26 protein-coding genes and 1 pseudogene are annotated in these 23,597 nt (G+C 69.4%); 15 read left to right on the forward strand and 12 right to left on the reverse strand.

All coding sequences use genetic code 11. From position 1 onward, the window contains the following. The first annotated feature begins 79 nt into the window (after window positions 1–79). Together J8J14_RS02965 and J8J14_RS02970 are read left to right on the forward strand one after the other, a co-directional pair. Entirely contained in the window at window positions 80–1,924 is a 1,845-nt protein-coding gene (locus J8J14_RS02965) for a M3 family oligoendopeptidase (RefSeq protein ID WP_209377946.1), read from the forward strand. After that, window positions 1,917–3,284, forward strand: a complete 1,368-nt coding sequence (locus tag J8J14_RS02970; RefSeq protein ID WP_209377947.1) for an ABC1 kinase family protein — start codon at window positions 1,917–1,919, stop codon at window positions 3,282–3,284. Before J8J14_RS02965 ends, J8J14_RS02970 begins: the two co-directional genes overlap by 8 nt. 4 nt (window positions 3,285–3,288) lie before the next feature. Here J8J14_RS02970 and J8J14_RS02975 read toward each other — a convergent pair whose 3' ends face one another. Then, the gene (locus J8J14_RS02975; protein ID WP_209377948.1) at window positions 3,289–4,056 is read right to left on the reverse strand and encodes a DUF3891 family protein; all 768 of its coding nucleotides are present in this window, start codon (window positions 4,054–4,056) and stop codon (window positions 3,289–3,291) included. A gap of 183 nt (window positions 4,057–4,239) precedes the next feature. On the opposite strand from J8J14_RS02975, the gene J8J14_RS02980 reads away from it, so the two are divergent. Genes J8J14_RS02980 through J8J14_RS02990 form a run of 3 tightly spaced genes read left to right on the forward strand, consistent with a single transcriptional unit; the run spans window position 4,240 to window position 7,223 of the window. Continuing rightward, entirely contained in the window at window positions 4,240–5,388 is a 1,149-nt protein-coding gene (locus J8J14_RS02980) for a Re/Si-specific NAD(P)(+) transhydrogenase subunit alpha (protein WP_209378081.1), read from the forward strand. A 13-nt stretch (window positions 5,389–5,401) separates the two neighbouring features. Then, the gene (locus J8J14_RS02985; protein ID WP_209377949.1) at window positions 5,402–5,806 is read left to right on the forward strand and encodes an NAD(P) transhydrogenase subunit alpha; all 405 of its coding nucleotides are present in this window, start codon (window positions 5,402–5,404) and stop codon (window positions 5,804–5,806) included. A 4-nt stretch (window positions 5,807–5,810) separates the two neighbouring features. Then, entirely contained in the window at window positions 5,811–7,223 is a 1,413-nt protein-coding gene (locus J8J14_RS02990) for an NAD(P)(+) transhydrogenase (Re/Si-specific) subunit beta (RefSeq protein ID WP_209377950.1), read from the forward strand. Between the two features lie 60 nt (window positions 7,224–7,283). On the opposite strand, the gene J8J14_RS02995 is transcribed toward J8J14_RS02990, so the two are convergent. Next, window positions 7,284–8,042, reverse strand: coding sequence for a gamma-glutamylcyclotransferase (locus J8J14_RS02995; RefSeq protein ID WP_209377951.1), 759 nt, complete (start codon window positions 8,040–8,042; stop codon window positions 7,284–7,286). Between the two features lie 114 nt (window positions 8,043–8,156). On the opposite strand from J8J14_RS02995, the gene J8J14_RS03000 reads away from it, so the two are divergent. Then, complete coding sequence (locus J8J14_RS03000; RefSeq protein ID WP_209377952.1) at window positions 8,157–9,746, forward strand: ABC transporter substrate-binding protein; 1,590 nt, start codon at window positions 8,157–8,159, stop codon at window positions 9,744–9,746. Window positions 9,747–9,850: 104 nt separating this feature from the next. Here the strand turns inward: J8J14_RS03000 and rpsU are convergent, their stop codons facing one another. Continuing rightward, entirely contained in the window at window positions 9,851–10,054 is a 204-nt protein-coding gene (gene rpsU / locus J8J14_RS03005) for a 30S ribosomal protein S21 (protein WP_043829268.1), read from the reverse strand. A gap of 213 nt (window positions 10,055–10,267) precedes the next feature. Between rpsU and def the strand changes: the two genes are divergently transcribed. The 3 genes from def to J8J14_RS03020 all read left to right on the forward strand — a co-directional run bounded on the left by def (window position 10,268) and on the right by J8J14_RS03020 (window position 12,125). After that, window positions 10,268–10,804, forward strand: coding sequence for a peptide deformylase (gene def, locus J8J14_RS03010; RefSeq protein ID WP_209377953.1), 537 nt, complete (start codon window positions 10,268–10,270; stop codon window positions 10,802–10,804). Further along, window positions 10,801–11,382, forward strand: coding sequence for a COQ9 family protein (locus tag J8J14_RS03015; RefSeq protein ID WP_209377954.1), 582 nt, complete (start codon window positions 10,801–10,803; stop codon window positions 11,380–11,382). Before def ends, J8J14_RS03015 begins: the two co-directional genes overlap by 4 nt. A gap of 200 nt (window positions 11,383–11,582) precedes the next feature. Beyond that, window positions 11,583–12,125, forward strand: coding sequence for a hypothetical protein (locus J8J14_RS03020; RefSeq protein WP_209377955.1), 543 nt, complete (start codon window positions 11,583–11,585; stop codon window positions 12,123–12,125). Between the two features lie 74 nt (window positions 12,126–12,199). Here J8J14_RS03020 and J8J14_RS03025 read toward each other — a convergent pair whose 3' ends face one another. From J8J14_RS03025 to J8J14_RS03045, 5 genes are all read right to left on the reverse strand, one after another. Beyond that, window positions 12,200–12,568: a hypothetical protein gene (locus tag J8J14_RS03025; RefSeq protein ID WP_209377956.1), complete on the reverse strand. Its 369-nt coding sequence runs from the start codon at window positions 12,566–12,568 to the stop codon at window positions 12,200–12,202. A gap of 155 nt (window positions 12,569–12,723) precedes the next feature. Then, the gene (locus J8J14_RS03030) at window positions 12,724–13,818 is read right to left on the reverse strand and encodes an OmpA family protein (RefSeq protein WP_209377957.1); all 1,095 of its coding nucleotides are present in this window, start codon (window positions 13,816–13,818) and stop codon (window positions 12,724–12,726) included. A gap of 178 nt (window positions 13,819–13,996) precedes the next feature. Beyond that, complete coding sequence (locus J8J14_RS03035; RefSeq protein WP_209377958.1) at window positions 13,997–15,130, reverse strand: 5-(carboxyamino)imidazole ribonucleotide synthase; 1,134 nt, start codon at window positions 15,128–15,130, stop codon at window positions 13,997–13,999. Then, the gene (purE, locus tag J8J14_RS03040) at window positions 15,127–15,627 is read right to left on the reverse strand and encodes a 5-(carboxyamino)imidazole ribonucleotide mutase (RefSeq protein ID WP_209377959.1); all 501 of its coding nucleotides are present in this window, start codon (window positions 15,625–15,627) and stop codon (window positions 15,127–15,129) included. Before purE ends, J8J14_RS03035 begins: the two co-directional genes overlap by 4 nt. Then, the gene (locus tag J8J14_RS03045; RefSeq protein WP_209377960.1) at window positions 15,624–15,824 is read right to left on the reverse strand and encodes a YdcH family protein; all 201 of its coding nucleotides are present in this window, start codon (window positions 15,822–15,824) and stop codon (window positions 15,624–15,626) included. Before J8J14_RS03045 ends, purE begins: the two co-directional genes overlap by 4 nt. Before the next feature lie 126 nt (window positions 15,825–15,950). Here J8J14_RS03045 and J8J14_RS03050 point away from each other — a divergent pair, with 126 nt between their 5' ends. Continuing rightward, on the forward strand, window positions 15,951–16,184 hold the full coding sequence (locus tag J8J14_RS03050; protein WP_408895398.1) for a YdcH family protein: 234 nt from the start codon (window positions 15,951–15,953) through the stop codon (window positions 16,182–16,184). A 117-nt stretch (window positions 16,185–16,301) separates the two neighbouring features. Here the strand turns inward: J8J14_RS03050 and J8J14_RS03055 are convergent, their stop codons facing one another. Beyond that, the gene (locus tag J8J14_RS03055; RefSeq protein WP_209377961.1) at window positions 16,302–16,856 is read right to left on the reverse strand and encodes a DUF1013 domain-containing protein; all 555 of its coding nucleotides are present in this window, start codon (window positions 16,854–16,856) and stop codon (window positions 16,302–16,304) included. Window positions 16,857–16,964: 108 nt separating this feature from the next. Here J8J14_RS03055 and J8J14_RS03060 point away from each other — a divergent pair, with 108 nt between their 5' ends. After that, window positions 16,965–17,162, forward strand: a complete 198-nt coding sequence (locus J8J14_RS03060) for a DUF1192 family protein (protein WP_209377962.1) — start codon at window positions 16,965–16,967, stop codon at window positions 17,160–17,162. 75 nt (window positions 17,163–17,237) lie between these two features. Here J8J14_RS03060 and J8J14_RS03065 read toward each other — a convergent pair whose 3' ends face one another. From J8J14_RS03065 to J8J14_RS03075, 3 genes and pseudogenes are all read right to left on the reverse strand, one after another. After that, on the reverse strand, window positions 17,238–17,732 hold the full coding sequence (locus tag J8J14_RS03065; protein ID WP_209377963.1) for an Hsp20 family protein: 495 nt from the start codon (window positions 17,730–17,732) through the stop codon (window positions 17,238–17,240). 220 nt (window positions 17,733–17,952) lie between these two features. Next, on the reverse strand, window positions 17,953–18,180 hold the full coding sequence (rpmE, locus tag J8J14_RS03070; RefSeq protein WP_209377964.1) for a 50S ribosomal protein L31: 228 nt from the start codon (window positions 18,178–18,180) through the stop codon (window positions 17,953–17,955). A 166-nt stretch (window positions 18,181–18,346) separates the two neighbouring features. After that, window positions 18,347–18,664 (reverse strand): annotated as a pseudogene (locus J8J14_RS03075) (YkvA family protein); the annotation flags it as partial. A 136-nt stretch (window positions 18,665–18,800) separates the two neighbouring features. Here J8J14_RS03075 and J8J14_RS03080 point away from each other — a divergent pair. The 4 genes from J8J14_RS03080 to J8J14_RS03095 all read left to right on the forward strand — a co-directional run bounded on the left by J8J14_RS03080 (window position 18,801) and on the right by J8J14_RS03095 (window position 23,579). After that, window positions 18,801–19,544: a glucose 1-dehydrogenase gene (locus J8J14_RS03080; RefSeq protein ID WP_209377966.1), complete on the forward strand. Its 744-nt coding sequence runs from the start codon at window positions 18,801–18,803 to the stop codon at window positions 19,542–19,544. Between the two features lie 204 nt (window positions 19,545–19,748). Beyond that, window positions 19,749–20,597 carry a pyridoxal kinase PdxY gene (gene pdxY, locus J8J14_RS03085; RefSeq protein WP_209377967.1) on the forward strand — a complete coding sequence of 283 codons (849 nt, stop codon included), beginning with the start codon at window positions 19,749–19,751 and terminating at the stop codon, window positions 20,595–20,597. Window positions 20,598–20,701: 104 nt separating this feature from the next. Beyond that, window positions 20,702–21,685, forward strand: a complete 984-nt coding sequence (locus J8J14_RS03090; protein WP_209377968.1) for a TAXI family TRAP transporter solute-binding subunit — start codon at window positions 20,702–20,704, stop codon at window positions 21,683–21,685. 19 nt (window positions 21,686–21,704) lie between these two features. After that, on the forward strand, window positions 21,705–23,579 hold the full coding sequence (locus tag J8J14_RS03095) for a TRAP transporter permease (RefSeq protein ID WP_209377969.1): 1,875 nt from the start codon (window positions 21,705–21,707) through the stop codon (window positions 23,577–23,579). The last annotated feature ends 18 nt before the right edge of the window (window positions 23,580–23,597 follow it).

Consider the following 23,597-nt stretch of genomic DNA (forward strand, 5'->3'; position numbering starts at 1 on the left):
GGGGGCGCGGCCTTGGCTCGCCCTCTCGGGGGCTTATATCGGGATGGAGAATCCCGATTCCACAAGGCCCTTCCTTTTGATGAACCTGCACAAGCCGCTTCCCCTGCGCGACACCGAGGCCCGGATCGGGGGTGCCCGGGAAGGAGAGGTGCTGCCGGAATGGGATCTGCGGGACCTCTATGCCCGTCCGGACGACCCGAGGCTGCTGGGCGACCTGGATGCCGCCGAGGCCTCGGCCCGGGCCTTCGAGGGGCGCTATGCGGGCAAGCTGGCTTCCCTTTCGGGTGATGCGCTGGAAGCCGGGCTGCGGGAATACGAGCGCATCGAGGAGGTGCTCGGCCGCGCGATGTCCTATGCACAGCTGCTCTTCAGCGGCGATGCGCAGAATGCCGAGAACGGGCGTTTCTACCAGACGATGCAGGAGCGGGTCACGCTCATCGGCAGCCATCTGCTCTTCTTCACGCTGGAACTGAACCGGCTGGACGACAGCCTGCTGGAATCGCGCATGGCGTCCTCCGCCGCCCTGGCGCGCTGGCGGCCCTGGCTGCGGGACCTGCGCGTGTTCCGCCCGCACCAGCTCTCGGATGAGGCGGAGAAGCTGCTGCACGAGAAGGAGGTGACGGGCCGCTCGGCCTGGAACCGCCTGTTCGACGAGACCATCGCCCATATGCGCGTGCCCGTGACGCGCGAGGGCCGGGCGGAGGAGCTGACCGTCTCGGCGGCGTTGAACCTGCTCTCCAACCGCGACCGGGCGGTGCGGGAGGCGGCGGCGGCCGGCATTTCCAAGGCGTTCGGGGAGAATGTCCGCCTCTTCTCCCTCATCACGAACACGCTGGCCAAGGACAAGGAGATCATCGACGGCTGGCGGAACTATCCGCGGCCCGGAACCTCCCGCAACCGCGCCAACATGGTGGAGGACGAGGTGGTCGATGCGCTCGTCTCCGCGGTGGTGGAGAGCTACCCGCGCCTGTCCCACCGTTACTACGCCATGAAGGCGAAGTGGCTGGGGCTGGACCGGATGAAGCACTGGGACCGCAACGCGCCCCTGCCGGGCGATGTGGACCGGACCATTCCGTGGCGTGATGCGCAGGAGCGGGTGCTGACGGCCTATGGAGCCTTCAGCCCGGAACTGGCATCCCTGGGCCGCGACTTCTTCGACAAGCCCTGGATCGATGCGGCGCTGCGCCCGGGCAAGGCCAGCGGTGCCTTCGCGCACCCCACCGTGCCTTCCGCGCATCCCTATCTGCTCGTGAACTACCATGGCAAGACGCGGGACGTGATGACGCTGGCGCATGAGCTCGGGCATGGCGTGCACCAGCGGCTGGCGGCGCAGCAGGGCTACCTGATGTCCGGCACGCCGCTGACCCTGGCCGAGACGGCGAGCGTCTTCGGCGAGATGCTCACCTTCCGCGCCATGCTGGACGGCGAGACCGATCCGGCGCGGCGGCGGCTGATGCTGGCCTCCAAGGTGGAGGACATGCTGAACACGGTGGTGCGGCAGATTGCCTTCTACCGTTTCGAGACGCTTCTGCATGACGAGCGCCGGACGGGCGAGGTTTCCTCCGAGCGGATCGCCGAGATCTGGATGCAGGTGCAGCGCGAAAGCCTCGGCCCCGCTTTCGACTTCACGCCGGATTACGGGGTTTACTGGTCCTACATCCCGCATTTCGTGCACACGCCCTTCTACGTCTATGCCTATGCCTTCGGGGACTGCCTGGTGAACGCGCTCTACGGCGTGTACCAGGACGGCCAGGTGCCGGATTTCGAGGCCAAGTATCTCGACCTGCTCAGGGCGGGCGGAACGCTGCGGCACCAGGAGCTGCTGGCCCCCTTCGGGCTGGACGCCTCCGATCCGAAATTCTGGATGCGGGGCCTTGATGTGATCGCTGGCTTCATCGACGAGCTTGAGCGCGCCGATGGCTGAGGACCGCGAGAACACGCTGTTCGGCGAGATCCGCCGGATGGCGCGCACCTCCGGCGCGGTGGGCGGCATTGCCGCCCGCGTCGCGGGTGAGCGCTTCCTCGGCATCAAGACCGACAAGGCGGCGCATGCCGAGGACCTGAAATCCATCCTTGGCGGCCTGAAGGGGCCGCTGATGAAGGTCGCGCAGTTCCTTTCCACCGTGCCGAACGCCCTGCCGGAGGAATATGCGCAGCAGCTTGCATCGCTGCAGGCGAATGCGCCGCCCATGGGCTGGGCCTTCGTGCGCCGGCGCATGGGGACCGAGCTTGGCCCGGGCTGGGAGGGCCGGTTCCGGGAATTCGGGCGCGAAGCGGCGGCCGCGGCCTCGCTCGGGCAGGTGCATCGGGCCATGCTGCCCGATGGCAAGCAGGTGGCGTGCAAGCTGCAGTACCCGGACATGCCAAGCGTGGTGGAGGCCGATCTCCGCCAGCTCCGAATGGCCATGGGCCTCTATGCGCGGATGGACAACACCATCCAGCACGACGACGTGTACGAGGAGTTGCGCGAGCGGCTCCGTGAGGAGCTGGATTACGAGCGTGAGGCCGCGCAGATGCGCATGTACGGCATCATGCTGGCCGAGGTGCCGCATGTGCATGTGCCCACGCCGGTGCGCGAGCTGACGACCAGGCGGCTTCTGACCATGACCTGGCTGGACGGGCGTTCCATCCTGACGCGGCTGGAGGAGGATCCCTCGCTGGAGGAACGGAACGCCTATGCCAAGGCGCTGTTCCATGCCTGGTACGTGCCGCTCTACCGGTACGGCGTGATCCATGGCGACCCGCATCTCGGCAACTATCAGGTGCGGCCGGACGAGGGGGGCATCAACCTCCTGGATTTCGGCGCGATCCGCGTTTTCCCGCCCCGCTTCATCACCGGCACGCTCACCCTCTATGAGGCGGTGCGGGACGGGGACAACGACAAGGCGGCGCATGCCTTCGAGCTCTGGGGCTTCAAGGACCTGAAGCGCGAGACCATGGAGGTGCTGCTCCGCTGGGCCCGTTTCCTTTACGAGCCGCTCCTGGAAGACCGGGTGCGGACGGTGCAGGAGACGAATGACCCGCAATTCGGCCGGAAGGTGGCCGAGGAGGTTCATGCCGGGCTCAAGCGCGTGGGTGGTGTGCGCCCGCCGCGGGAATTCGTGCTGATGGACCGCGCGGCGGTGGGGCTGGGCAGCGTGTTCCTGCGCCTGAAGGCGGAGATGAACTGGCACAACCTGTTCCACGAGCTGATCGACGACTACCGCGAGGCGGATCTGGCCGAGCGCCAGGCCTCGGCACTGGCTAAGGCCGGGGTGCCGCCGACGGAGACGCCCGCGGTCTGATCCGTCAGGCCGGGCCCAAGGTTTCGGTCAGCGTCACCCGGCGTGCGTCGCGCAGCGCGCGGCGCATCGCCTCCTGCTCCGTCCAGCGTGCATCGGCCGGAAGGCGGATGGCGCTGCAGTGCAGGACCAGCTCCCCGACCCGGAAGGGCCAGGGGGTGAGAAGCCAGTGCGCGGGGGCGCCGCGCGTGAGCTTCAGGCTGGCCAGGGTGCCGTCCATGGTTGGGGCTTCTCCGGCTGCGCCCTCATGGTTGAAGCAGAGCGCCAGGGAGAGGGCGTCGGCCACCGCGACCAGGGCGGCATTGGCGTTCACCAGCGCGGGATCCGCGCCGAGCGCCTCTGCCCAGGCCGCCTGCAGGGCGGATTGTTCCTCCAGGTAGCGGGTTCTGGCCTGCCGGTCCTCCGGGCTCTCGCGTTCGGGATTCGCGTAGCGCGTATAGATATGCGTCCCGTGGCGGGAGATGAGCAGGGCGGGCCAGAGACCCCATGCCGCCCGGGCCAGTTCCACCCCGCGCGCCCACATCGGGGCATGGATGGCGGGGCCGATGGCGGTGAAGGCGTGTGGAAGGCCGGTTCGCGGGTCAAGGCTTGGGGCACTCTCCCATTCCATCCAGGCCACGTCGTGCTGGGACGCCGCTAAAATCACCTCCGCCGCGGGTTCCGGGGCGGCGAAGCCTGGGCCACCCCAGGCCGCCAGGATCTGGCCGGAAAGGAGCGCGTGGGCGGGCTGGGGGATGAGGAGGCGCGCGCCGTCCTCGGCTTCGCGAAGGATCATGCCGTTCTAACGCGCGAGGCCTCATCCCGACGCGCCGCTCCCTACCGGAAGCATTGTTTCGCCCGAGGGGCATCCCGCAGGCCAGAATTGCGCCCCACGCGGGTTGTGCATCACGGGTTCGGGCTTGCGCCTTTCTGAACGCGCCGCAATCCTCGCCGCCCATAAGCGCGACGGGATCGGATGATGCGGCTTGCCGTTTTAAAGGAGCGCCGGGCGGATGAGGCCCGGGTGGCGGCAACCCCGGAGACGGCCAGGAAACTGATCGCGCTGGGCTGCACCGTCACAGTGGAGAGCGGGGCGGGCCTCTCGGCCGGCTTCCCCGACACGGCCTATGCCGAGGCCGGGGCCGAGATCGCGGCGGATGCGGCCTCTGCCCTGGCCGGGGCCGGGATCGTGCTGAAGGTGCGGGCTCCGCTGGCCGCGGGCGATGGGACGCTGGACGAGCTGGCGCTGATACCGCGCGGCGCGCTGCTGATCGGCACGATGGGCGCCGACAAGGATGCGGCCGGCCGTTACGCCGCCGCCGGGGTGGATGCGGCGGCGATGGAGATGCTGCCGCGCATCACCCGGGCGCAGAGCATGGACGTGCTCTCCTCCCAGGCCAATCTCGCGGGCTACCGTGCCGTGATCGAGGCGGCCGGAGCCTTCGATCGGGGCTTTCCCATGCTGATGACCGCGGCGGGCACCATCCCGGCCGCGAATGTGCTGGTGATGGGCGCGGGCGTTGCCGGACTCCAGGCCATCGCGACGGCGCGGCGCCTGGGCGGGCGCGTCTCGGCCACCGATGTGCGGCCGGCGGCGAAGGAGGAGATCAAGTCCCTCGGCGCCAGCTTCGTCGGCTATGAGGACGAGGAGAGCCGGGCGGCGCAGACCGCGGGTGGCTATGCCAAGGCGATGAGCGCCGAGTTCCTTGCCCGCCAGGCCGAGGTGGTGGCGGGCGCGATCCCCAAGATGGACATCGTGGTCTGCACCGCGCTGGTGCAGGGGCGGAAGGCGCCCATCCTGGTGACGGAGGCGATGGTCGCCTCCATGAAGCCGGGCTCGGTGATCGTGGACATCGCCAGCGATGCGGGCGGCAATTGCGCGCTGACCCAGCCGGGCGAGAAGCTGGTCACGGGCCAGGGCGTGACGATCCTGGGATACCGCAACTGGCCCGCGCGCATCCCGGCGGCGGCGAGCAGCCTCTATGCGCGCAACCTGCTGACCTTCCTGACCACCTTCTGGGACAAGGACACCTCCCGCCCGGTGCTGCCGGCGGAGGATGACCTGGTGCGCGGCGTGATGCTGACGCGCGGCGGCCAGGTGGTGCATCCGAATTTCGCGGCCGGCTGAGGGAATCCAAGACATGAATGCTGAGGAACTGGCCCTCCGCGCCCAGGCCATGGCCGAGCGCGCCATGGCCCTGGCCCTGGAGGCTCGCGCGGCGGCCGGAGAGGCCATGCCCGCCATCGAGCAAGGGGCGGCGGCGGCCGAGCCCTTCCTGCTGCTGCTCACCATTTTCCTGCTGGCCTGCTTCGTCGGCTACCATGTGGTGTGGAGCGTGACGCCGGCGCTACATTCGCCGCTGATGGGCGTGACGAACGCCATCTCCTCGGTGATCGTGGTGGGCGCGATGCTGGCCACGGGGCTGGGGGAATCCTGGCTCGCCCAGGCCTTCGGCTTCCTGGCGGTGACGCTGGCCGCGGTGAACATTTTCGGGGGCTTCCTCGTCACCCGGCGGATGCTTGCCATGTTCCAGCGGAAGGGCTGAGGCGATGTCCCACACGCTTTCAACCCTGGCCTATCTCGTCGCCTCCATCCTGTTCATCTTGGCGCTGAAAGGGCTTTCCCACCCCTCCACCAGCCGCCGCGGCAACCTGATGGGCATGGTGGGCATGGGGATCGCCATCCTGGCCACCCTCGCCGTGCCGGGCATGCGCCTGGGCGGGATCGGGCTGATCCTCTCGGGGCTCCTGATCGGCGGCACCATCGGTGCGGTGATCGCCAGGCGGATCCAGATGACCTCGCTGCCGCAGCTCGTCGCGGCCTTCCACTCGCTCGTGGGCCTCGCGGCGGTCTTCGTCGCGGCGTCCGCGCTCTATGCGCCGCAGAGCTTCGGCATCGGCGTGCCCGGGGATATCCATGCGCAGTCCCTGGTGGAGATGTCGCTGGGCCTTGCCATCGGCGCCATCACCTTCTCCGGCTCGGTGATCGCCTTCGCGAAGCTGGATGGGCGGATGTCGGGCGCGCCGATCCTGTTCAAGGGCCAGCACATGCTGAACGCCGCGCTCGGCGTGCTGCTGCTGCTGCTGATCGCGGTCTTCGTCGCCACGGGCGGGCCGGCCTGGCTGTTCTGGCTGATCGCGCTGCTCTCCTTCGGGCTGGGCTTCCTGCTCATCATCCCGATCGGCGGCGCGGACATGCCGGTGGTGGTCTCGATGCTGAATTCCTATTCCGGCTGGGCGGCGGCGGGGATCGGCTTCACCATCGGCAACCTGCTGCTGATCGTCACCGGCGCGCTGGTCGGCGCCTCGGGCGCCATCCTGTCCTACATCATGTGCAAGGGGATGAACCGCTCCATCCTCAACGTGCTTCTGGGCGGCTTCGGCGCGGAGGCCGGCGGCGCTCCCGCCGGCGGCGGGGCGGCGCAGCCCGCGCGGCCCGTGAAGTCCGGCAGCCCGGAGGACGCGGCCTACATCATGAAGAACGCCGGCAAGGTCATCATCGTGCCCGGCTACGGAATGGCGGTGGCCCAGGCGCAGCAGGTGGTGCGGGAAATGGCGGACCTCCTGAAGAAGGAGGGCGCGACGGTGGAATACGCCATCCACCCCGTCGCCGGCCGCATGCCGGGCCATATGAACGTGCTGCTGGCCGAGGCCAATGTTCCCTATGACGAGGTGCATGAGCTGGAGGAGATCAACCCCGAATTCGCCGAGGCCGACGTGGCCTACGTGATCGGGGCGAATGACGTGACCAACCCGGCGGCCAAGACCGACAAGGCGTCCCCGATCTATGGCATGCCGATCCTCGACGTGGACCGGGCCAAGACGGTGTTCTTCGTCAAGCGCGGCATGTCCTCGGGCTATGCGGGAGTGGAGAACGAGCTGTTCTTCCGCGACAACACGATGATGCTGTTCGGCGACGCGAAGAAGGTGACGCAGCAGATCGTGCAGGCGCTTCAGAAATAGCGCGCCGGGCCTGGGAGGGCTTGCCCCTCCCAGGCCCGCCTCGGGCGCCGCCGCGCCGGTTCAGAAGCGCGAAGCGGGATCCGGGGTGGCGGGCGTCGCCCTGGCCCGGGTGGAGGCAGGGCTCACGGGGTGTGGGATGCCGGCGAGCCGCCTGGCCACCTCGGCCTCCATGCTCTCCAGCATCGGGTCCCGCATGCCGTTCTGCCGCAGCGTCTCCGCCGCATCGAGGAGATAGGCGGCCGCCGAGCCGTTGCTGCCGCTGCTGGCGGCAAGGCATTCCGCGATGTCCCGCACCGGGAGTTCGCCACGATAGGCGGGGCAGTCCGGACGGGTGATGAAGCAGAGCGCGCGGATGGTGGTCCCGGCGGATTCGCGCCTGGGCTGCATCACCACGTCCTGCCAGCTTGGCCGGTAGAAGCCCGGCCCCATCTCCTGCTTCCATACAGGCCAGAGGCGGGCCTCCACATCCGGACCGGGCAGATGGAGGAGGAGGCCCGAGCAGGACAGGGCCGGGGCTTCTCCCAGCCCCAGTGTAAGCCCCGGCGCGGCGGGGGTGCCGCGGTCATGCACGTCCTGCAACGCATAGTGGCGGGCAAAGCCGGGGAGGCGGGCCGGGGTGACGATGTCCGGCGCGGCCTCGGCGTGGCTCCACATCAGCGCCCCATAGGCGAAGACCCAGATCCCGAGTTCCGGGTCCCGGCCATGGAGGAAGACCTTCATCTCGGCGCGCAGCCGCGCCTCGTCCGGCGGGGGCGCGGACGGGCCGGGCGGAGGCGGGCGCACGGCCCGCGCGATCAGTTCATGGGTGAGTTGGGGCATCGCTGGGGGGAACGCGCGGGCGGCTGGCAGGCTTCGGGCCGTTGCGCCTTGTCATATGCGTGACGCCCGCCGCGGGGCGTGCTGCCATGGTGCGAATCAGCGGGGCAGGGTGCGATGCGGAGACGGCAGGTTCTCTCGGGCGCGGGGCTGGCCATGGCAGGGCTGGCGGCGCCGCGGATCGGGGCGGCCCAGGGGCAGCGGGTGCTGAAGTTCATCCCGCAGGCGGATCTCTCCACGCTCGATCCGCACTGGAACACCGCCTATGTGACCCGCAACCACGGCTTCATGGTGTTCGACACGCTCTACGGGACAGATGCGGACTACGCGCCGCGCCCGCAGATGGTGGAAGGCCATGTGGTGGAGGAGGATGGCCGGCGCTGGACGCTTACCCTTCGGGAAGGGCTCCGCTGGCATGATGGAGAGCCCGTGCTGGCGCGGGACTGTGTCGCCTCCATCCGCCGCTGGGCCAGCCGGGATGGCTTCGGCGCGACGCTGATGGCAGCGACGGAGGAGCTTTCCGCCCCGGATGACCGGCGGATCCTCTTCCGGCTGAAGAAGCCATTCCCCATGCTGCCGAACGCCCTGGGCAAGTTCGGCGTCTACATGCCGGCCATGATGCCGGAGCGGCTGGCCCGCACGCCCGCCACCACGCAGGTGACGGAGATGGTGGGCTCCGGGCCGTTCCGCTTCCTTGCGGATGAGCGAATCTCGGGCGCCCGCGCGGCCTATGCGCGCAACGAGCGCTACGTGCCCGCCCCCGGCGGCACACCCAGCGGGACAGCAGGGCCGAAGATCGTTCATCTGGACCGGGTGGAATGGCTCACCACGCCCGATCCGGCCACCGCCGCCAATGCGCTGATGGCAGGGGAGGTGGATTGGTGGGATTTCGCCACGCCGGACCTGCTGCCACTGCTGCGGCGGAACCGGAACGTCACCGTCGCCGTGCTGGACCGGGCGGGCTACTGCGCCAGCTTCCGGATGAACCACCTGCACCCGCCCTTCGACAATCCGCTGGTGCGGCGGGCGGTGCTGGGGGCGCTGAACCAGCAGGACCTGATGATCGCCTGCGCCGGCAGCGACCCTGCGATGTGGCGGGTACCGGCGGGGGTGTTCACGCCCGGAAGCCCCCTTGCCAACGACATTGCCCTCGATGTTCTGAGCGGCCCGCGGGACCTGGGGCGATCAAGGCAGGAACTCGCGTCAGCGGGCTACAAGGGCGAGCCGGTGGTGTTCCTGGTGCCGACGGACCTGCCCCATGTGAGCGCGATGAGCGAGGTGGTGGCGGACACGCTGCGCAAGATCGGCATGTCCGTGGACTATCAGGCTGTAGACTGGGGCACGGTGCTGACCCGGCGCGGCAGCAAGGCGGCGCCGGGGCAGGGGGGCTGGAGCGGCTTCGTGACCTTCAGCGCCGGGGCGGACAATGCCACGCCCGCGGCCAATACCCAGCTTCGCGCCAATGGGCAGGCAGGCTGGTTCGGCTGGCCCGATGATCCTGAGATCGAGACGCTACGGGGAGAATGGTTCGATGCGCCGGACCTGCAGGTGCAGAAGACCGTGGCGGGCCGGATGCAGCGGCGGGCCTTCGAGACCGTGCCTTTCTCGCCGCTGGGCCAGTATTTCCAGGCGACCGCCCACCGGAACACGCTGCGCGACGTGATCCCGAATTTCGCGACCTTCTGGAATCTCCGAAAACAGGCCTGAACGCCGAAGCCCCGAACGCCAAAGCCGCGGTTCGCGGGGATGTCCCCGCGCCGCGGCCTCAAACGTCTCTGATGCGCCTTCCCCGGTCCGGGAAAGGCAGGGGCTCAGAAGCCCTCGCGCTCCAGGCGCTTGCGCTCGACCTTGCGGGCGCGGCGAACAGCCTCGGCAGCCTCACGGGCGCGGCGCTCGGAGGGCTTCTCGAAGTGGCGGCGGAGCTTCATCTCGCGGAAGACGCCTTCGCGCTGCAGCTTCTTCTTGAGCGCCTTCAGCGCCTGGTCAATGTTGTTGTCCCGAACGACGACTTGCACGCGGCAACGTCCTCCTTGCCAAGGGTGGTGATGACGGATGGGTTAACGGCCGGATGGACGAATCCATCCAGCGAAGGCTCGGCCGTCTAACACAGGCAGGGGGGCGGGTGGAAGCGGGAAACGCCTTTCCCTGCCGCCCTGGTGACGAATCCGGCCCATGCCCCAACATGCGAGGCGGGGTACGGTTGCCCCGAGCCCCTGTCTGGATCGCGAATGGCCATTCTGAAGATCGCCCGCATGGGGCACCCGGTGCTACTGCGCCGTGCCGATCCCGTCGCGGACCCGACCACGCCCGAGATGCGCCGCCTGGCGGCGGACATGGCGGAGACGATGATCGATGCGAACGGGCTCGGGCTGGCCGCACCCCAGGTGCATGTGCCGCTGCGGGTCTTCGTGATGCGGGACGGCCCGCGGGTCCTTGCCCTGTTCAACCCGGAAATCCTTCCCCTGGACGAGGAGGCCGAGGCGGCGTGGGAGGGTTGTCTTTCCATTCCCGGCCTGCGCGGCGAGGTCGAGCGCGCCCGTCGGGTTGCGTGGAAGGGGCTGGATGCCGAGGGGAGGCCGGTTTCGGGCGAGGCCGAGGGGATGGCCGCGCGGGTGATGCAGCACGAGTTCGACCATCTGGACGGGCTGCTCTATCCCATGCGGATGACGGATCTTTCGCGGATCGGCTTCGTCGAGGAGCTGGCCCGCAACCAGCCGGTGAATGGCCCTGGCACGACCGGTGGCGAGAAGGAGGCGAAGCGGTGATCGAGCGGAGTCCCGAGCGGGATGCGGCCATCCGCGCCACCCTGCCGCATGTGCCCCGCCTGGGCTGGACCACGGCGGCGCTGGAAGCGGGGCTTCGCGATGCCGGGCAGGAACCGGCGGCCCATCGCTGGCTGTTCCCCCGTGGGCCGGTGGGCGTGGTGGAGGCCTGGATCGACTTGAGGGACCGGGAGATGGAGGACATGGCGGCGCGCGAGGATCTCCTCGCCCTCCGCATCCCCGCCCGGATCCGGCGGCTGATCGAGATCCGGCTGCGTGCCGCGGAGCCGCAGCGGGAGGCGCTGCGCCGGGCTACGGCGCTGCTGGCCCTGCCCTGGAATGCCGGTGTGGCCGCGCGGAGCCTGGGGCGCACGGCGGATGCCATCTGGGCGGCGGCCGGGGACAGTTCCGCCGATATCTCCTGGTACACGCGGCGCGCCAGCCTCGCGGCCATCTACGCCGCCACCATGGCCTATTGGCTGAGGGAGCCCGGCGGTGTTCCAGCGGCGCTGGAATTTCTTGACAGGCGGCTGGAGGGGTTGGCGCGGATGCAGCGCCGGCGCGCCACGAAGCAGGGCTGAGCCTGTCCCCGGGCGTTTCGTGGCGCGGTGCGTGGACAGCCGGTGCCCTGTTGCCATGGCATTTCCGCCACGCCTTGTAAGTTGCTGACGTCATTCGGCTCCTGCCCTGAAAATGCCGCGTGCATCCAGGGCCGGGAATGAATAGATGTTCGGCCGCGGCGGAGTTGCCGCCCCAATTGCCTCGGGAGACCCCGGTTCAGATGTCGCCGATTCGCCTCTTTGCCGCCGGCCTCGTGGCCGCCGTTGTTGCGACCCCTGCCATTGCGCAGAGCTGCCTCCGCCCGGCCGAGAAGGCCGCGTTCGAGGTGCGTTCCCTGCAGAGCCAGCTGATGGTCGCTGCCCTGATCTGCAAGCAGGACGAGCAGTACAACAGCTTCGTCCGGCAGTTCCAGGCGCCGCTCGCCTCCGCCTGGGAGGGGATGTCCACCCATTATCGCCGCACCAATGGTGCGGTGGGCGTGCGTATGCGGGACAACTTCGTGACCGAGCTCGCCAATGTCCAGCAGATGGACAGCGGCCGCCAGGGCTCGCAGTTCTGCCAGAACGTCGCCTCCCTCTTCACCGCCGCCATGGCGGCGCCGAAGACGTCGGAAGGGCTCGCCAGCCTCGCGGTTGCGAACAACCTGTCCAACCCGCATGGGCGCAGCGAGTGCAGCGCGACCACGCCGGCTGCCAGCAGCCCCACCCCGGCTCGCACGGAGCGTCGCGCCGCGGTGCGCCGGGTTTCGACCCAGGGCCGCTGAACCCGTCCCAGGGTTCCAGGTCTTCGGAAGGGCGCCGCGAGGCGCCCTTCTGCGTTTCAGGTATCCGCCCTCTCTCAGCGCAGGGTGGCCAGTTCGTTCAGCCGCGCTATCCCGCGATCGACGCGGCAGCTGTCCCAGCGGGGCGAGCCCGGCTTTATCCCCCGGGCCCGGCAATCGGCATGGGCAGCCTGCATGGCCGATTGGGCGAGGTGCCGCTCCATCGCCGCATCCCCGGGATCCAGGAGAAGGCCGGGGGGTGTCATGGCCTCCGATCGGGCGAGGCTCTGCTCCAGCGGGCCCGCGCAGTCCGGGCCGAGCATCGCGCAGGCATGCCGCTCGTCCTGCACAGCCCGGAAGATATGCAGATAGCCGGCGAGGCCGGGTTCACCAGGTGGCGGCCGGACGCAGGCGCAGAGCGCCAGGACAGCCGGAAGGACGATCACGGGACGCAGGGCCTGATCCTCCGTTCTCCGGGAGGGGAATCAGCCCAGGAAAACGCGGAGGCGGGCCCCGGGTCAAAGCGTATTGCGCGGCACAAGAAAAGGGGCGGAGCCTTTCGGCCCCGCCCCCTCTTTTCCCTCGCGAGAGGTGCTGCGGATTAGCGCAGCACGATCTCGACGCGGCGGTTCTGCGGCTCGCGCACGCCATCGGCGGTCGGGACCAGCGGACGGCTCTCGCCGAAGGCCTGGATCGACATCTGATTGCGGGCGATGCCACGGCGCGACAGCTCGGCGGCAACCGCCTCGGCGCGGCGCATGGACAGACGCTGGTTGTACTGCGGCGTGCCCGAACGGTCGGCATGGCCGGCCACCTCGATGCGCGTCGTGCCGGTGCTCTGCACGGCCTGGGCGGCCTCGCCGATGATCTGGCGGGCGCGGTCCGTCAGGTCAGCGCGGTCGAAGTCGAAGAACACCAGGTAGGTGCGGGCCGGGGCCGGGGCAGCAGCGGCGGGAGCCGGAGCGGCGACGGCGACCGGAGCCGGGCGCGGCGCGTTGAAGGCGTAGCGGATGCCGACGAGGACGGAGTGGTTGTAGTTGTCCACCTCGACCTTGTTGTTCGCGATGGCCGCGCCCGTGACGAAGTTCGTCTCACGCGCGTTCAGCTCGGGCTGCAGGGTGCCGAGGAAGCGGTACTCGGCGGTCAGGGCCAGGCCCGGGACGCCAAGGTTGAACGCCACGCCGGCGATGCCCTGATAGGCGAACTGGCCATCGGTGTCGTCGATGGTCAGGCGGCTCGCGCCACGGTAGCCGCGGACGCTGTCATACTCGTGCCAGACATAGCCGACGCCGCCGCCGATATACGGCATCACGGGCAGGCCCGGGATGGCGATGTCGAACAGCACGTTGCCCATGGCGCCGTAGGAGCGCGCACGGCCACCGGTGGCGAGGAGGCGGCCACCCACGGAGATGTCGGAGACGTCGTTCTCGCGGAAGTTGCCCTCGACCTCGAGGCGGAGGCCGTTGCCGAAGCCGTAGCCGATGCTGCCGAGCGCCGCGTAGCCATGCTCGAACTCGACGTTGCCAACGCCACGGATCACGGTGTTCGTGCCGGGAACGGGCAGGTCGATGTCAGACTTCTGCAGCCAGTTCACGCCGGCGCCGGCGGCGATGTAGAGGCCGGTAACAGGCTGGGCCTGCGCGGCGAGCGGCAGCGACAGGATCGTCGCGGCCAGAAGGGCCTTCTTCAGGCTCATGATGTGAACTCCCGATCCACCAGGGGCGCACTGCGCGGGCTTCAGGAGTCTCCCGATTCCGGCGCGGCGTGGCTTTTATCTATCACCGTGGCGGGCCGGGTCCATTGCAGAGCACCCTGTGTCGAATGGGTTTCGGAACGCTGTGGCGTGTGCGCCACAGCGGACCCTGGCATTTCGGTCACAGATCAAGGAGCAGGTCCGAATCTGGCTTGGCAAGCAGGGTGCCGGCCGGGAACAGCCGCGTCGCATGGCCCATCTTGCGGCCCGCCCGGGCCTCGGCCTTGCCATAGAGATGGACCGAGGTGGCGGGAGCGCCGGCCAGGCCTGGCCAGCGGGCCATGCCTTCTGGACCCACGAGGTTCCGCATGACCGCGTCCGCATGACGCTCCGTGGGCGCGAGTGGCAGGCCGGCCACGGCGCGGGCATGCTGGTCGAACTGGCTGGCCTGGCAGGCATCCATCGTCCAATGCCCGGAATTATGGGGGCGCGGCGCGATTTCATTGCCCAGGAGCGTGCCATCCGGCAGCAGGAAGAACTCGACCGCGAGCACGCCGACCAGTTCCAGCGCGTCCGCCACGGCCGCCGCATGGCGGCGGGCCGAGTCCGCGGCTTCCGGCGCCACCCGGGCGGGGGCGAAGGAAAGGTCCAGGATGTGGTGGGCGTGGCGGTTCTCCACCGCGTCATAGGTGGCGGTGGTGCCATCCACGGCGCGCGCGGCCACGGCCGAGATCTCGGCGGCGAAGGGAACGAAGGCCTCGGCGATCAGCGGGTGCGGGGAAAGGCGGGCCAGGGCCGCCTCCGCTTCCTCCGCACTGCGGACCACCGCCTGACCGCGGCCGTCATAGCCGAGCCGGGTGGTCTTGAGCACGGCAGGCAGGCCGACCTTTGCCAGGGCGGCCGGAAGATCGGCGGCCGAGTGGATGGCAGCCCAGGGGGCGACCGGAACGCCCGCCTTCTCCAGGAAGGCCTTCTCCAGCAGCCGGTCCTGGCAGATGGACAGGGCGCGGGTGCCGGGGCGGCAGGGAACCAGGGCGGCGAGGAGGTCCAGTGCGGCGGCCGGGACGTTCTCGAACTCGAAGGTCACCACATCCACCGAGCGGGCGAAGCGGCCGAGGGCCTCCTCGTCGTCATAGGCGGCGATGGTGCTGGCGGCGACGACCTGGGTGCCGGGCTCGTCCGCGGTCGGGGAATAGACATGGCAGCGATAGCCGAGGCGCGCTGCCGCCAGCGCCGTCATGCGGCCGAGCTGGCCACCGCCGAGGATGCCGATGGTCGAGCCCGGGGGAAGCGGGCCGGTGGAGGCGCCGCTCACGCCGGGGTCTCCGCCACGCCTTCGGTCTGCGCGCGCCGGTGGGCCTCCAGCCGCCCAGCCAGGGCGGGGTCGGACAGGGCCAGGATGGAGGCGGCGAGCAGGGCGGCATTCACCGCCCCGGCGCGGCCGATCGCGAGGGTGCCGACCGGGATGCCGGCCGGCATCTGGACGATGGAAAGAAGGGAGTCCTGTCCCTTGAGGGCATGGCTCTCCACCGGCACGCCGAGGACGGGAAGCCGGGTGAGGCTGGCGGTCATGCCTGGAAGATGGGCGGCGCCGCCGGCGCCGGCGATGATCACCTTCAGCCCGCGCCCCAGGGCTGCCTCGGCGTAATCCACCATGCGGTGCGGCGTGCGGTGGGCCGAGACGACCCGGCATTCATGCGGAACCTCCAACCCTTCCAGCATTTCGGCGGCATGACGCATGGTTTCCCAGTCCGAGCGGGAACCCATGATGATGCCAACGAGGGGGGCGGGGCCTTTCATGGCGTCGCTCATGCGATGATATCCGGCACCAGGTGGCTCTCCAGCCAGGCAATCTCGTCCTTCAGCTTCAGCTTGCGCTTCTTCAGGCGTTGGAGCTGAAGCTGGTCGTGAAGGTTGTCCTCCAGGCGCGAGATGACGGTGTCGAGGTCCCGGTGCTCGCTTCGCAGCTCGTGGAGGCGGCGCAGAAGGCTGTCGCGTTCGGCCAGCATGATCCCCCGGATGGGTCGGGTCGCCCCGTTTCCGGCTGCCGGAAGGGCGGGTTGAGGTCAGGGTGATAAGGGCGTGAGATTTGTCGCGCCCTGGCTCAGGCTTGCCATATCATCTCCTGCGCGGCGGTGACAGACGCCGCGCATTACGACCTTACGAAGCAGGAAGAGGATAAGCGTATGCTGAACCCGCACCGGCTGCAGTCGCTCAAGGATCGTCACAATGCCCTGGACCGCCGCATTCTCGAAGAGGACGCCCGGCCCATGCCGAACACCCTCGAACTGGCGCGCCTGAAGCGGGAAAAGCTCCGCCTGAAAGAGGAAATGGAGCGCTTCGCGGCACAGCGCCGCCGGCCGCAATAGGCGGCCCATCCGCGGCGGCCCCGGCGCTATCTGGCGCCGGGCCGCCTGCCCGGACATGAAAAAGGGCGGGCCCCTTGGGACCCGCCCTTCTGATTCCGGAAGGCTTCCGGGCCGCCCTCAGGCCGCGTCGTCCTCGACCGAGGTCGGGGCGGGCTCGGCGCCGATCGAGGTGATCAGCGCGTTCAGGTCGGACTGGCTGCACAGGCCGAGGATGACGGGATCCCGCGGCTTGATATTGGCCGTGTTCCAGTGGCTGCGGTCCCGCACCTTGGCGATCGTCTCCTTAGTGGTGCCCAGGAGCTTGGCCACCTGGGCATCGGTGAGCTGCGGGTAGTGGCGCAGCAGCCAGGCGATGCCGTCCGGCCGGTCGTTCCGCTTGGCTACGGGCGTGTACTTGGCGCCCTTGCCGCGGACCTTGGGCTGGGGAAGGTGGCTCTCCATCATCCGCAGCCGGGCGTTGGGATCGGCCTCGCAGCGGACGATCTCCTCACGGGTGAGCTGGGAATTCGCGACGGGATCATAGCCGACGATGCCCTGCGCCACCTCGCCATCGGCGATGGCCTGGACTTCGAGCGGGTGCATGCCGACGAAATCCGCCACCTGATCGAAGGTGAGGGAGGTCTTGTCGATCAGCCACACGGCGGTGGCCTTGGGCATCAGGGGCGTGGGCATGTCTGGAAACCCTTGAGGGGCGTTCGTGAGGGGGCGAGGGGCCCCCTTGCTGTTGCGAGGGGATATAGAGAGGGGGAGGGGGACGGTCAAAGCCGGAAGGAGAGGGCAATGATGTTTGAGGAAGAGGAAAAGCGGCCGGCTGCCACGGCCTTCAGGCCGGCGGCGCTGGCGGACTGGTCCGAGGAGGCGCTGCGGGACTATATCGCGGCGCTCCGCACCGAGATCGGGCGGGCGGAGGCGGCGATCGCGGCGCGGGGCGCGCAGCGTGCGGCGGCCGAGGCCTTCTTCCGGAAGCCGGGCGCATAGAAAAGGGCCGGCGGATCGCTCCGCCGGCCCCTTGTTCCTGCGATTCCCCAGGAGACGGAACTCAGGCCGGGCTGCTCAGGCAGCCTTGGCCTCGCCCTCCTGGGTGTTCGCTGCCTCAACGCGGCCCTCAAGCGCGGGCTGCTGCGGACGGCCGCTGCCGATCGCGATACGGCGGGGCTTCAGGGCCTCGGGCACCTCGCGGCGCAGGGCCACATGGAGCAGGCCGTTCTCGAGCGAGGCACCTTCCACGCGGAGGTGATCCGCGAGGACGAAGCGGCGCTCGAAGGCGCGGCCGGCGATCCCGCGATGCAGGAAGCGGCTGTCATCGGAAGGCTGCGGGGCCTTGCCGGAAATGAGCAGCACGTTGTCCTGGGCGGTGATCTCGATGTCGTCCTGGCCGAAGCCGGCCACCGCCATCGTCAGCGTGTAGGCGTCATCCGCCGTGCGCTCGATGTTGTAGGGCGGGTAGGAAGGGGCATCGGCCGCGGCGCGCGCGGTGTCCATCAGGCGGGCCAGGCGGTCGAAGCCGATGGCCGTGCGGAACAGGGGGGAGAAGTCGAGAGCGTTCACGAGAGACCTCCTGCGAGAGCAAGGTTCATTCGAAAAGCGATGCGTGGCTTCCGGGCTGGTGCACCCCCGATTGGGCCGTGCTCCCGGTTCGCCTCGCGTCGGCGGCCCCGTTCGGGCACCGCTGACAGGCCGGGAGATAAGAAAAGGGCCCCGGCGCTTCAAGCGCCGGAGCCCTCCCTGACATGCATCTAAAGCATCCCAGCCTTGCGCTGGGTGCTGGTCAGCCCTTGCGGGCGCCGATGCCGGCGAACTTCTTGTTGAACTTCGCGATCTGCCCGCCCGTATCCACGATGCGCTGCACGCCGGTCCAGGCCGGGTGGGACTTCGGATCGATGTCGAGACGCAGCGTGTCCCCCGGCTGCCCATAGCAGGAACGGGTCTTGTAGGTGCTGCCATCGGTCATGATGACCGTGATCTCGTGGTAGTCGGGGTGGATGTCGGACTTCATGGGGCGGGTTCCATTACCTTGTGGCGCCGCCGATGCCGACCGGAAGCGCGAAGCGCGGCGTTTAGCGGCTGGGCGTGCCCGGCGCAACCATTCAGCGCCCCCGCCGGGCCGTTCACATGGCGGGGTCGGGCCAGAGCCACCAGACCAGCAGGACGAGCGCGGCGAGCCAGAGCGCGATGATCGCTGCGGCGCCCAGGCGGCTGACCGGGCGCTCTGCGGCAGCCCGCGCGGCGGCGCGGTGTTCGGCCATGATCCCGGGCGGGATCATCCGGATGACCAGGCTGATGGCGATAGGGAGGAGAATGACCTCGTCCAGATAGCCGAGCACCGGGATGAAGTCCGGGATCAGGTCGATGGGGCTGAGCGCGTAGGCGGCGATGGCCAGCGCGAAGGCCTTGGCATACCAGGGGGTCCGCGGATCACGTGCCGCGAGATAAAGGGCGTGGACGTCCTGGCGGATGGCCCGTGCCCAGTCCTTCAGCCGCTGCAGCATCGCCGCCCGCCCTCCAGCCGGATTGCGCCCCTATCCCGCCACCCCGCCCGGGTGCAACCCCGCCGGGCGTTGACCGGTGGGGAGACGGTTCCCAGACTGCCCCGGCAACGTCCAGGGACAGGATACCATGCGCCTTCAGGGTAAGATCGCGCTCGTCACGGGAGCGGCCTCGGGCTTCGGGGAAGGGATCGCGCGGGCCTATGCGGAGCAGGGCGCGAAGGTGGCCGTGGCCGACCTCAACCTGGAAGGGGCGAAACGCGTCGCCGGGGAGATCGGCGGGGTGGCGCTTGGCGGCGACGTGGCCAGCTCCGCCGACATCAAGGCCATGGTGGACGGCACCGTCTCGGCCCTGGGCGGGCTGGACATCGTGGTGAACAATGCCGGCTGGACCTACCGCAACCAGCCCTCCCTCGATGTTTCGGAGGAGGAGTTCGACAAGGTCTTCGCCATCAACGTGAAGTCCGTGTTCCTGATGGCAAAGGCAGCCTACCCGGCCCTCAAGGCGCGGGGGGGCGGAAGCTTCATCACCATCTCCTCCACCGCAGGGCTGCGGCCGCGGCCGGGGCTGACCTGGTACAACGGCACCAAGGGCGCGGTGAACGTCTTTACCCAGTCGCTCGCCCAGGAATGGGCGAAGGACAATGTGCGGGTGAACGCCGTGTGCCCGGTGATGGGCGTCACGGGCCTTACCTCCGCCTTCATGGGGGTGGAGGACACGCCCGAGAACCGGCAGCGCTTCCTGGCCACTATTCCCATCGGGCGCCTTTCCACCCCCGCCGACATCGCCAATGCCTGCGTATGGCTGGCCGAGGACTCCTCCTCCTTCATCACCGGTATCCTGTTGCCGGTGGATGGGGGGCGGACGGCCTAGCGAATGGCCCGGGGGAGCGCCGCTCCCCCGGGGTCCCTCCACCTGTCCCGGCCGCGTGCCAGCTGGGGCAGGAAACGGGGATGCGGGGCTTCGCCGGATCACCCGGCGTGACAGCACCATTAGCCCGGGTCTAGGGGTGGTGTCCCCTACGCCGCCCCGCGGGCGTGGGCGCGATTCGCGGTGTGTCGCGGGGTGGGTGCTGCGATGAACATCCTCTCGATCCAGTCCTGGGTGTCCTACGGGCATGTGGGCAATGCCAGCGCCGTGTTCCCGCTCCAGCGGCTGGGGGCGGAGGTATGGGCGCTGAACACGGTGCAGTTCTCCAACCACACGGGCTATGGCGCCTGGCGCGGGCAGGTCTTCGGGGCGGAGCTGATCGGGGATCTCGTGCAGGGGATCGAGGAGCGCGGCGTGCTGTCGCGCTGCGATGCCGTGCTGTCCGGCTACATGGGCGATGCCGGGATCGGGGAGGCGATCCTGGGCGCGGTGGACAAGGTGCGCGCGGCCAACCCGGCGGCGATCTGGTGCTGCGATCCGGTGATCGGGGATGTGGGGCGCGGGATCTTCGTGCGGCCGGGGATACCGGAATTCATGCGCGACCGGGCGGTGCCGCAGGCCTCGATCGTGACGCCGAACCAGTTCGAGCTGGAATGGCTGACCGGGCGCCGGGTGGTGTCGCTGGAGGATGCCAAGGCGGCGGTGGCGGAGCTGCAGGCCAAGGGGCCGCGCACGGTGCTGGTGACGAGCCTGCAGGTGGAGGACACGCCCGAGGATGCGGTGGACCTGCTGGCGGGAGAGGAGGGGCGCTTCTGGCGGGTGCGCACGCCGAAGCTGCCGATCTCGGTGAACGGGGCGGGGGATGCCATGGCGGCGCTGTTCCTGTTCCACCGGCTTCGCTGGGATGACTCGCGGCTGGCGCTCTCGGCAGCCACCTCATCCATCTATGGGCTGCTGCGCCGCACGGCGGAGGAGAAGTCGCGGGAGATCCTGACGGTGGCCGCGCAGGAGGAATTCGTCACGCCATCCCGGGTCTTCATGGCCCAGGCCTGCTGAGGGCGATGGGGGGCGGCACGGGCGTTGCTTGCCACGGGCATTGCACCCGCTGCGCCGGCACGCTCAACATGACGGTCCGGTGAACCGCCCCTCAGGAGGCCCAGATGCTCCCGATCCTTCCCCGCCGCCTCGTGCTGGGCGGTGCCCTGGCCATGCCCTTCATCCGCACGGCCTCGGCCCAGCAGACCTATGAGTTCGTGGCAGGCTCGCTCGGTGGTGGCTGGTACACCATGGGCGCCGGTATCGCGGCCCTGGCCAAGGACGAGGCGGACCTGCAGATCCGCGTGGTGCCGGGCGGCGGGCTGGCGAACCCCACGCGCATCAACAACGGCCAGTCCCAGATGGGCTGGGGCATCGACGCCTTCACGGCGGCCGCCGTGCGGGGCGAGGAGCCCTATCGCGCCAAGCACGACAAGATCCGCACCCTCGGCACGGGCTATTCCCCGACCGAGCACAACTTCCTCCGGGCGGCGGACAAGCCGCTGGAGGACATGCGGGCGATCCTGACGCAGCGCGGGCTGCGGATCGGCACGCCGCAGCGCTCCTCGACCGATGAGATGACACTGCAGCGCATCATGAAGTTCATCGGCACCTCGCCGGACAAGATCCGGGCTGAGGGCGGCACCTATCTCAATGGCTCCTACAACGATATCGCCGCCGCCTTCGCCGATGGGCAGGTGGACTACATGTATTGCGCCCTGGCCAAGCCGGCCGCGATCCTGACCGAGATCGGCCAGGGGCGGCGCGCGGCGCGGCTGGTCGCCTTCCCGGATGATGTCCGCAAGCACCTGATCGAGGCCTATGCCTACAACCAGGGCATCCTGCCGGCCGGCACCTATCCGGCGCTGCAGACCGGCGACCTGCCCGTGACCACGATGGACAGCGTGATCGTGGTGCATGAGAGCGTGCCGGAGGATGTGGCCTACAAGCTCACCAAGGCGCTGATCGCGGCGAAGGGCGCGCGGCTGACGCAGATCCATGCCTCCATGGCTGCCTATGACCCGGCCGTGGCGTGGAAGTACGAGGGCGCGCCACTGCATGCGGGCGCGGCCAAGGCCTATCGCGAAGCCGGCGTGATGCCGCGCTGAGCATACTCCGTTGCGTGAGTTGAAAGGGCCTCTGGGCCCGGTCCTGTCGGGGTGGCTGGCGCTTGCGGCGGCCACCCATCTGTATTTCGGTGGCTTCGGCTTTCCGGAGCCGATCGCCATGCGGGCCTTCCACCTGCTGGCCTTCGTGCCGCCGATCTTCCTGCTCTGGCCCGCGCGGCCGGAAAGCCCGAGGGAGCGGCCGAGCCTGCTGGACTGGGCCTGGTTCGCCGCGGCCGCGGCGCCGCATCTCTGGGTGTGGTTCCAGGCCGGCGCGGTCTCCGACCGTATGGAATACGTAGACGACTTCACCCCGGTGATGTCCGCCATGGCCATCCTGGCGATCGTCACCTTGCTGGAGGCGACCCGGCGCGCGGTGGAACCGGGGCTGGCCTGGATGGTGGTCATCAGCATCGCCTATATGGGGTTCGGCCATCTCCTGCCGGGCGTGCTCAACACGCGCCCCTTCTCGGTGGCGGAGATCCTGGAGGCCTCCTGGCTCGTGCCCACGGCGGGCGGGGTCTATGGACCACTGACCGGGATCGTGGCGACCACCATCGCGGTCTTCATCATCTTCGGCGCCTTCATGGCGGGGAGCGGCACGGGGCGGTTCTTCAGCAACCTGGGCGCGGCTGCGGCGGGGCGCTTCACGGGCGGGCCTGCGAAGGTGGCGGTGATCACCTCCGGCCTGTTCGGGACGATGAGCGGCTCCTCCGTCTCGAACGTCATCACCACGGGGGCGATGACGATCCCGCTGATGAAGCGCATCGGATACCGGCCGGCGGTCGCGGGCGGGATCGAGAGCGCGGCGAGCGTGGGCGGCGCGATCATGCCCCCGGTGATGGGGGCCGCGGCCTTCGTGATGGCCGAGATCACCAACATCGCCTATGGCGAGATCGTCGTCGCCGCTGCCCTCGGGGCGGTGCTCTACTATTTCGCCATCCTGGCCGCCGTGCATTTCGAGGCGAAGCGCATGGGCATCGCGCCCATGGCGGAGGCGGACATCCCGACCTGGCGCGAGGTGCTGGCGGATGCGCATCTCATCATCCCCATGGGCGTGCTCGCCTATCTGATGATGGAGCGCTGGTCCGGAAATTACGCGGCCTTCTGCGCCACCCTTGCCATGGTCGGCGTCGCCTTGCTGCGTCGCCGCACGCGCATGTCGCCGCGCGCCATCTTCAACAGCCTGCTGAATGCCGGGCTGACCATGGCGCCGCTGGCGGTGGCCATCGCCGGGGCAGGCATCGTTGTGTCGGCGTTGACGGCCACGGGCATGGTGGTGGCCTTCGGCGGCATCATCAAGGATCTGGCCGGCGGCTCGCTGCCCCTGCTGCTCATCCTGCTGGCGCTGACGGTGCTGGTGCTGGGCATGGGGCTGCCCACCACGCCCTCCTATATCATCGCCGCCGCCATCGGCGTGCCGCAGCTGGTGGCGATGGGGGTGGAGATGCTGCCGGCGCATCTGTTTATCTTCTATTTCGCGGTGCTGGCCGATGTGTCGCCGCCCGTGGCGGCGGCGGCCTTCGCCGCGGCCTCCATCGCCGGGGCCAAGCCCACCATCACAAGCCTGCATGCCACGCGCTTCGGCATCGCGGGATTCACCGTGGGCTTCGCCTTCATCTATGATCCCGGGATCATGATGCGGGGCAGCCTGACGGATATCCTCCTGGCGGTTGCCATCCAGGTCGGGGCGCTGGCGGCCATTACAGCCTCCTATGCCGGCTATTTCACCGCGCCGACCGGCCCGGTCCCGCGGCTGATGCTAGGCGCGGCGGGGCTGGTCGCGGCCTTCGTGCACGCGGTTCCCGGTCCGGGGCGGCTCGGGCTGGTGCTTGCGGCGATGGCGCTGGCCTGGGGGATGGGGCGCCTGGTGACGCCGGAGCGGCGCGTGGCGTAGAGGCGGCGGTGCGGGGCG

The sequence above is a fragment of the Pararoseomonas baculiformis genome, assembly GCF_017813395.1.
Lineage (GTDB): Bacteria > Pseudomonadota > Alphaproteobacteria > Acetobacterales > Acetobacteraceae > Roseomonas > Roseomonas baculiformis.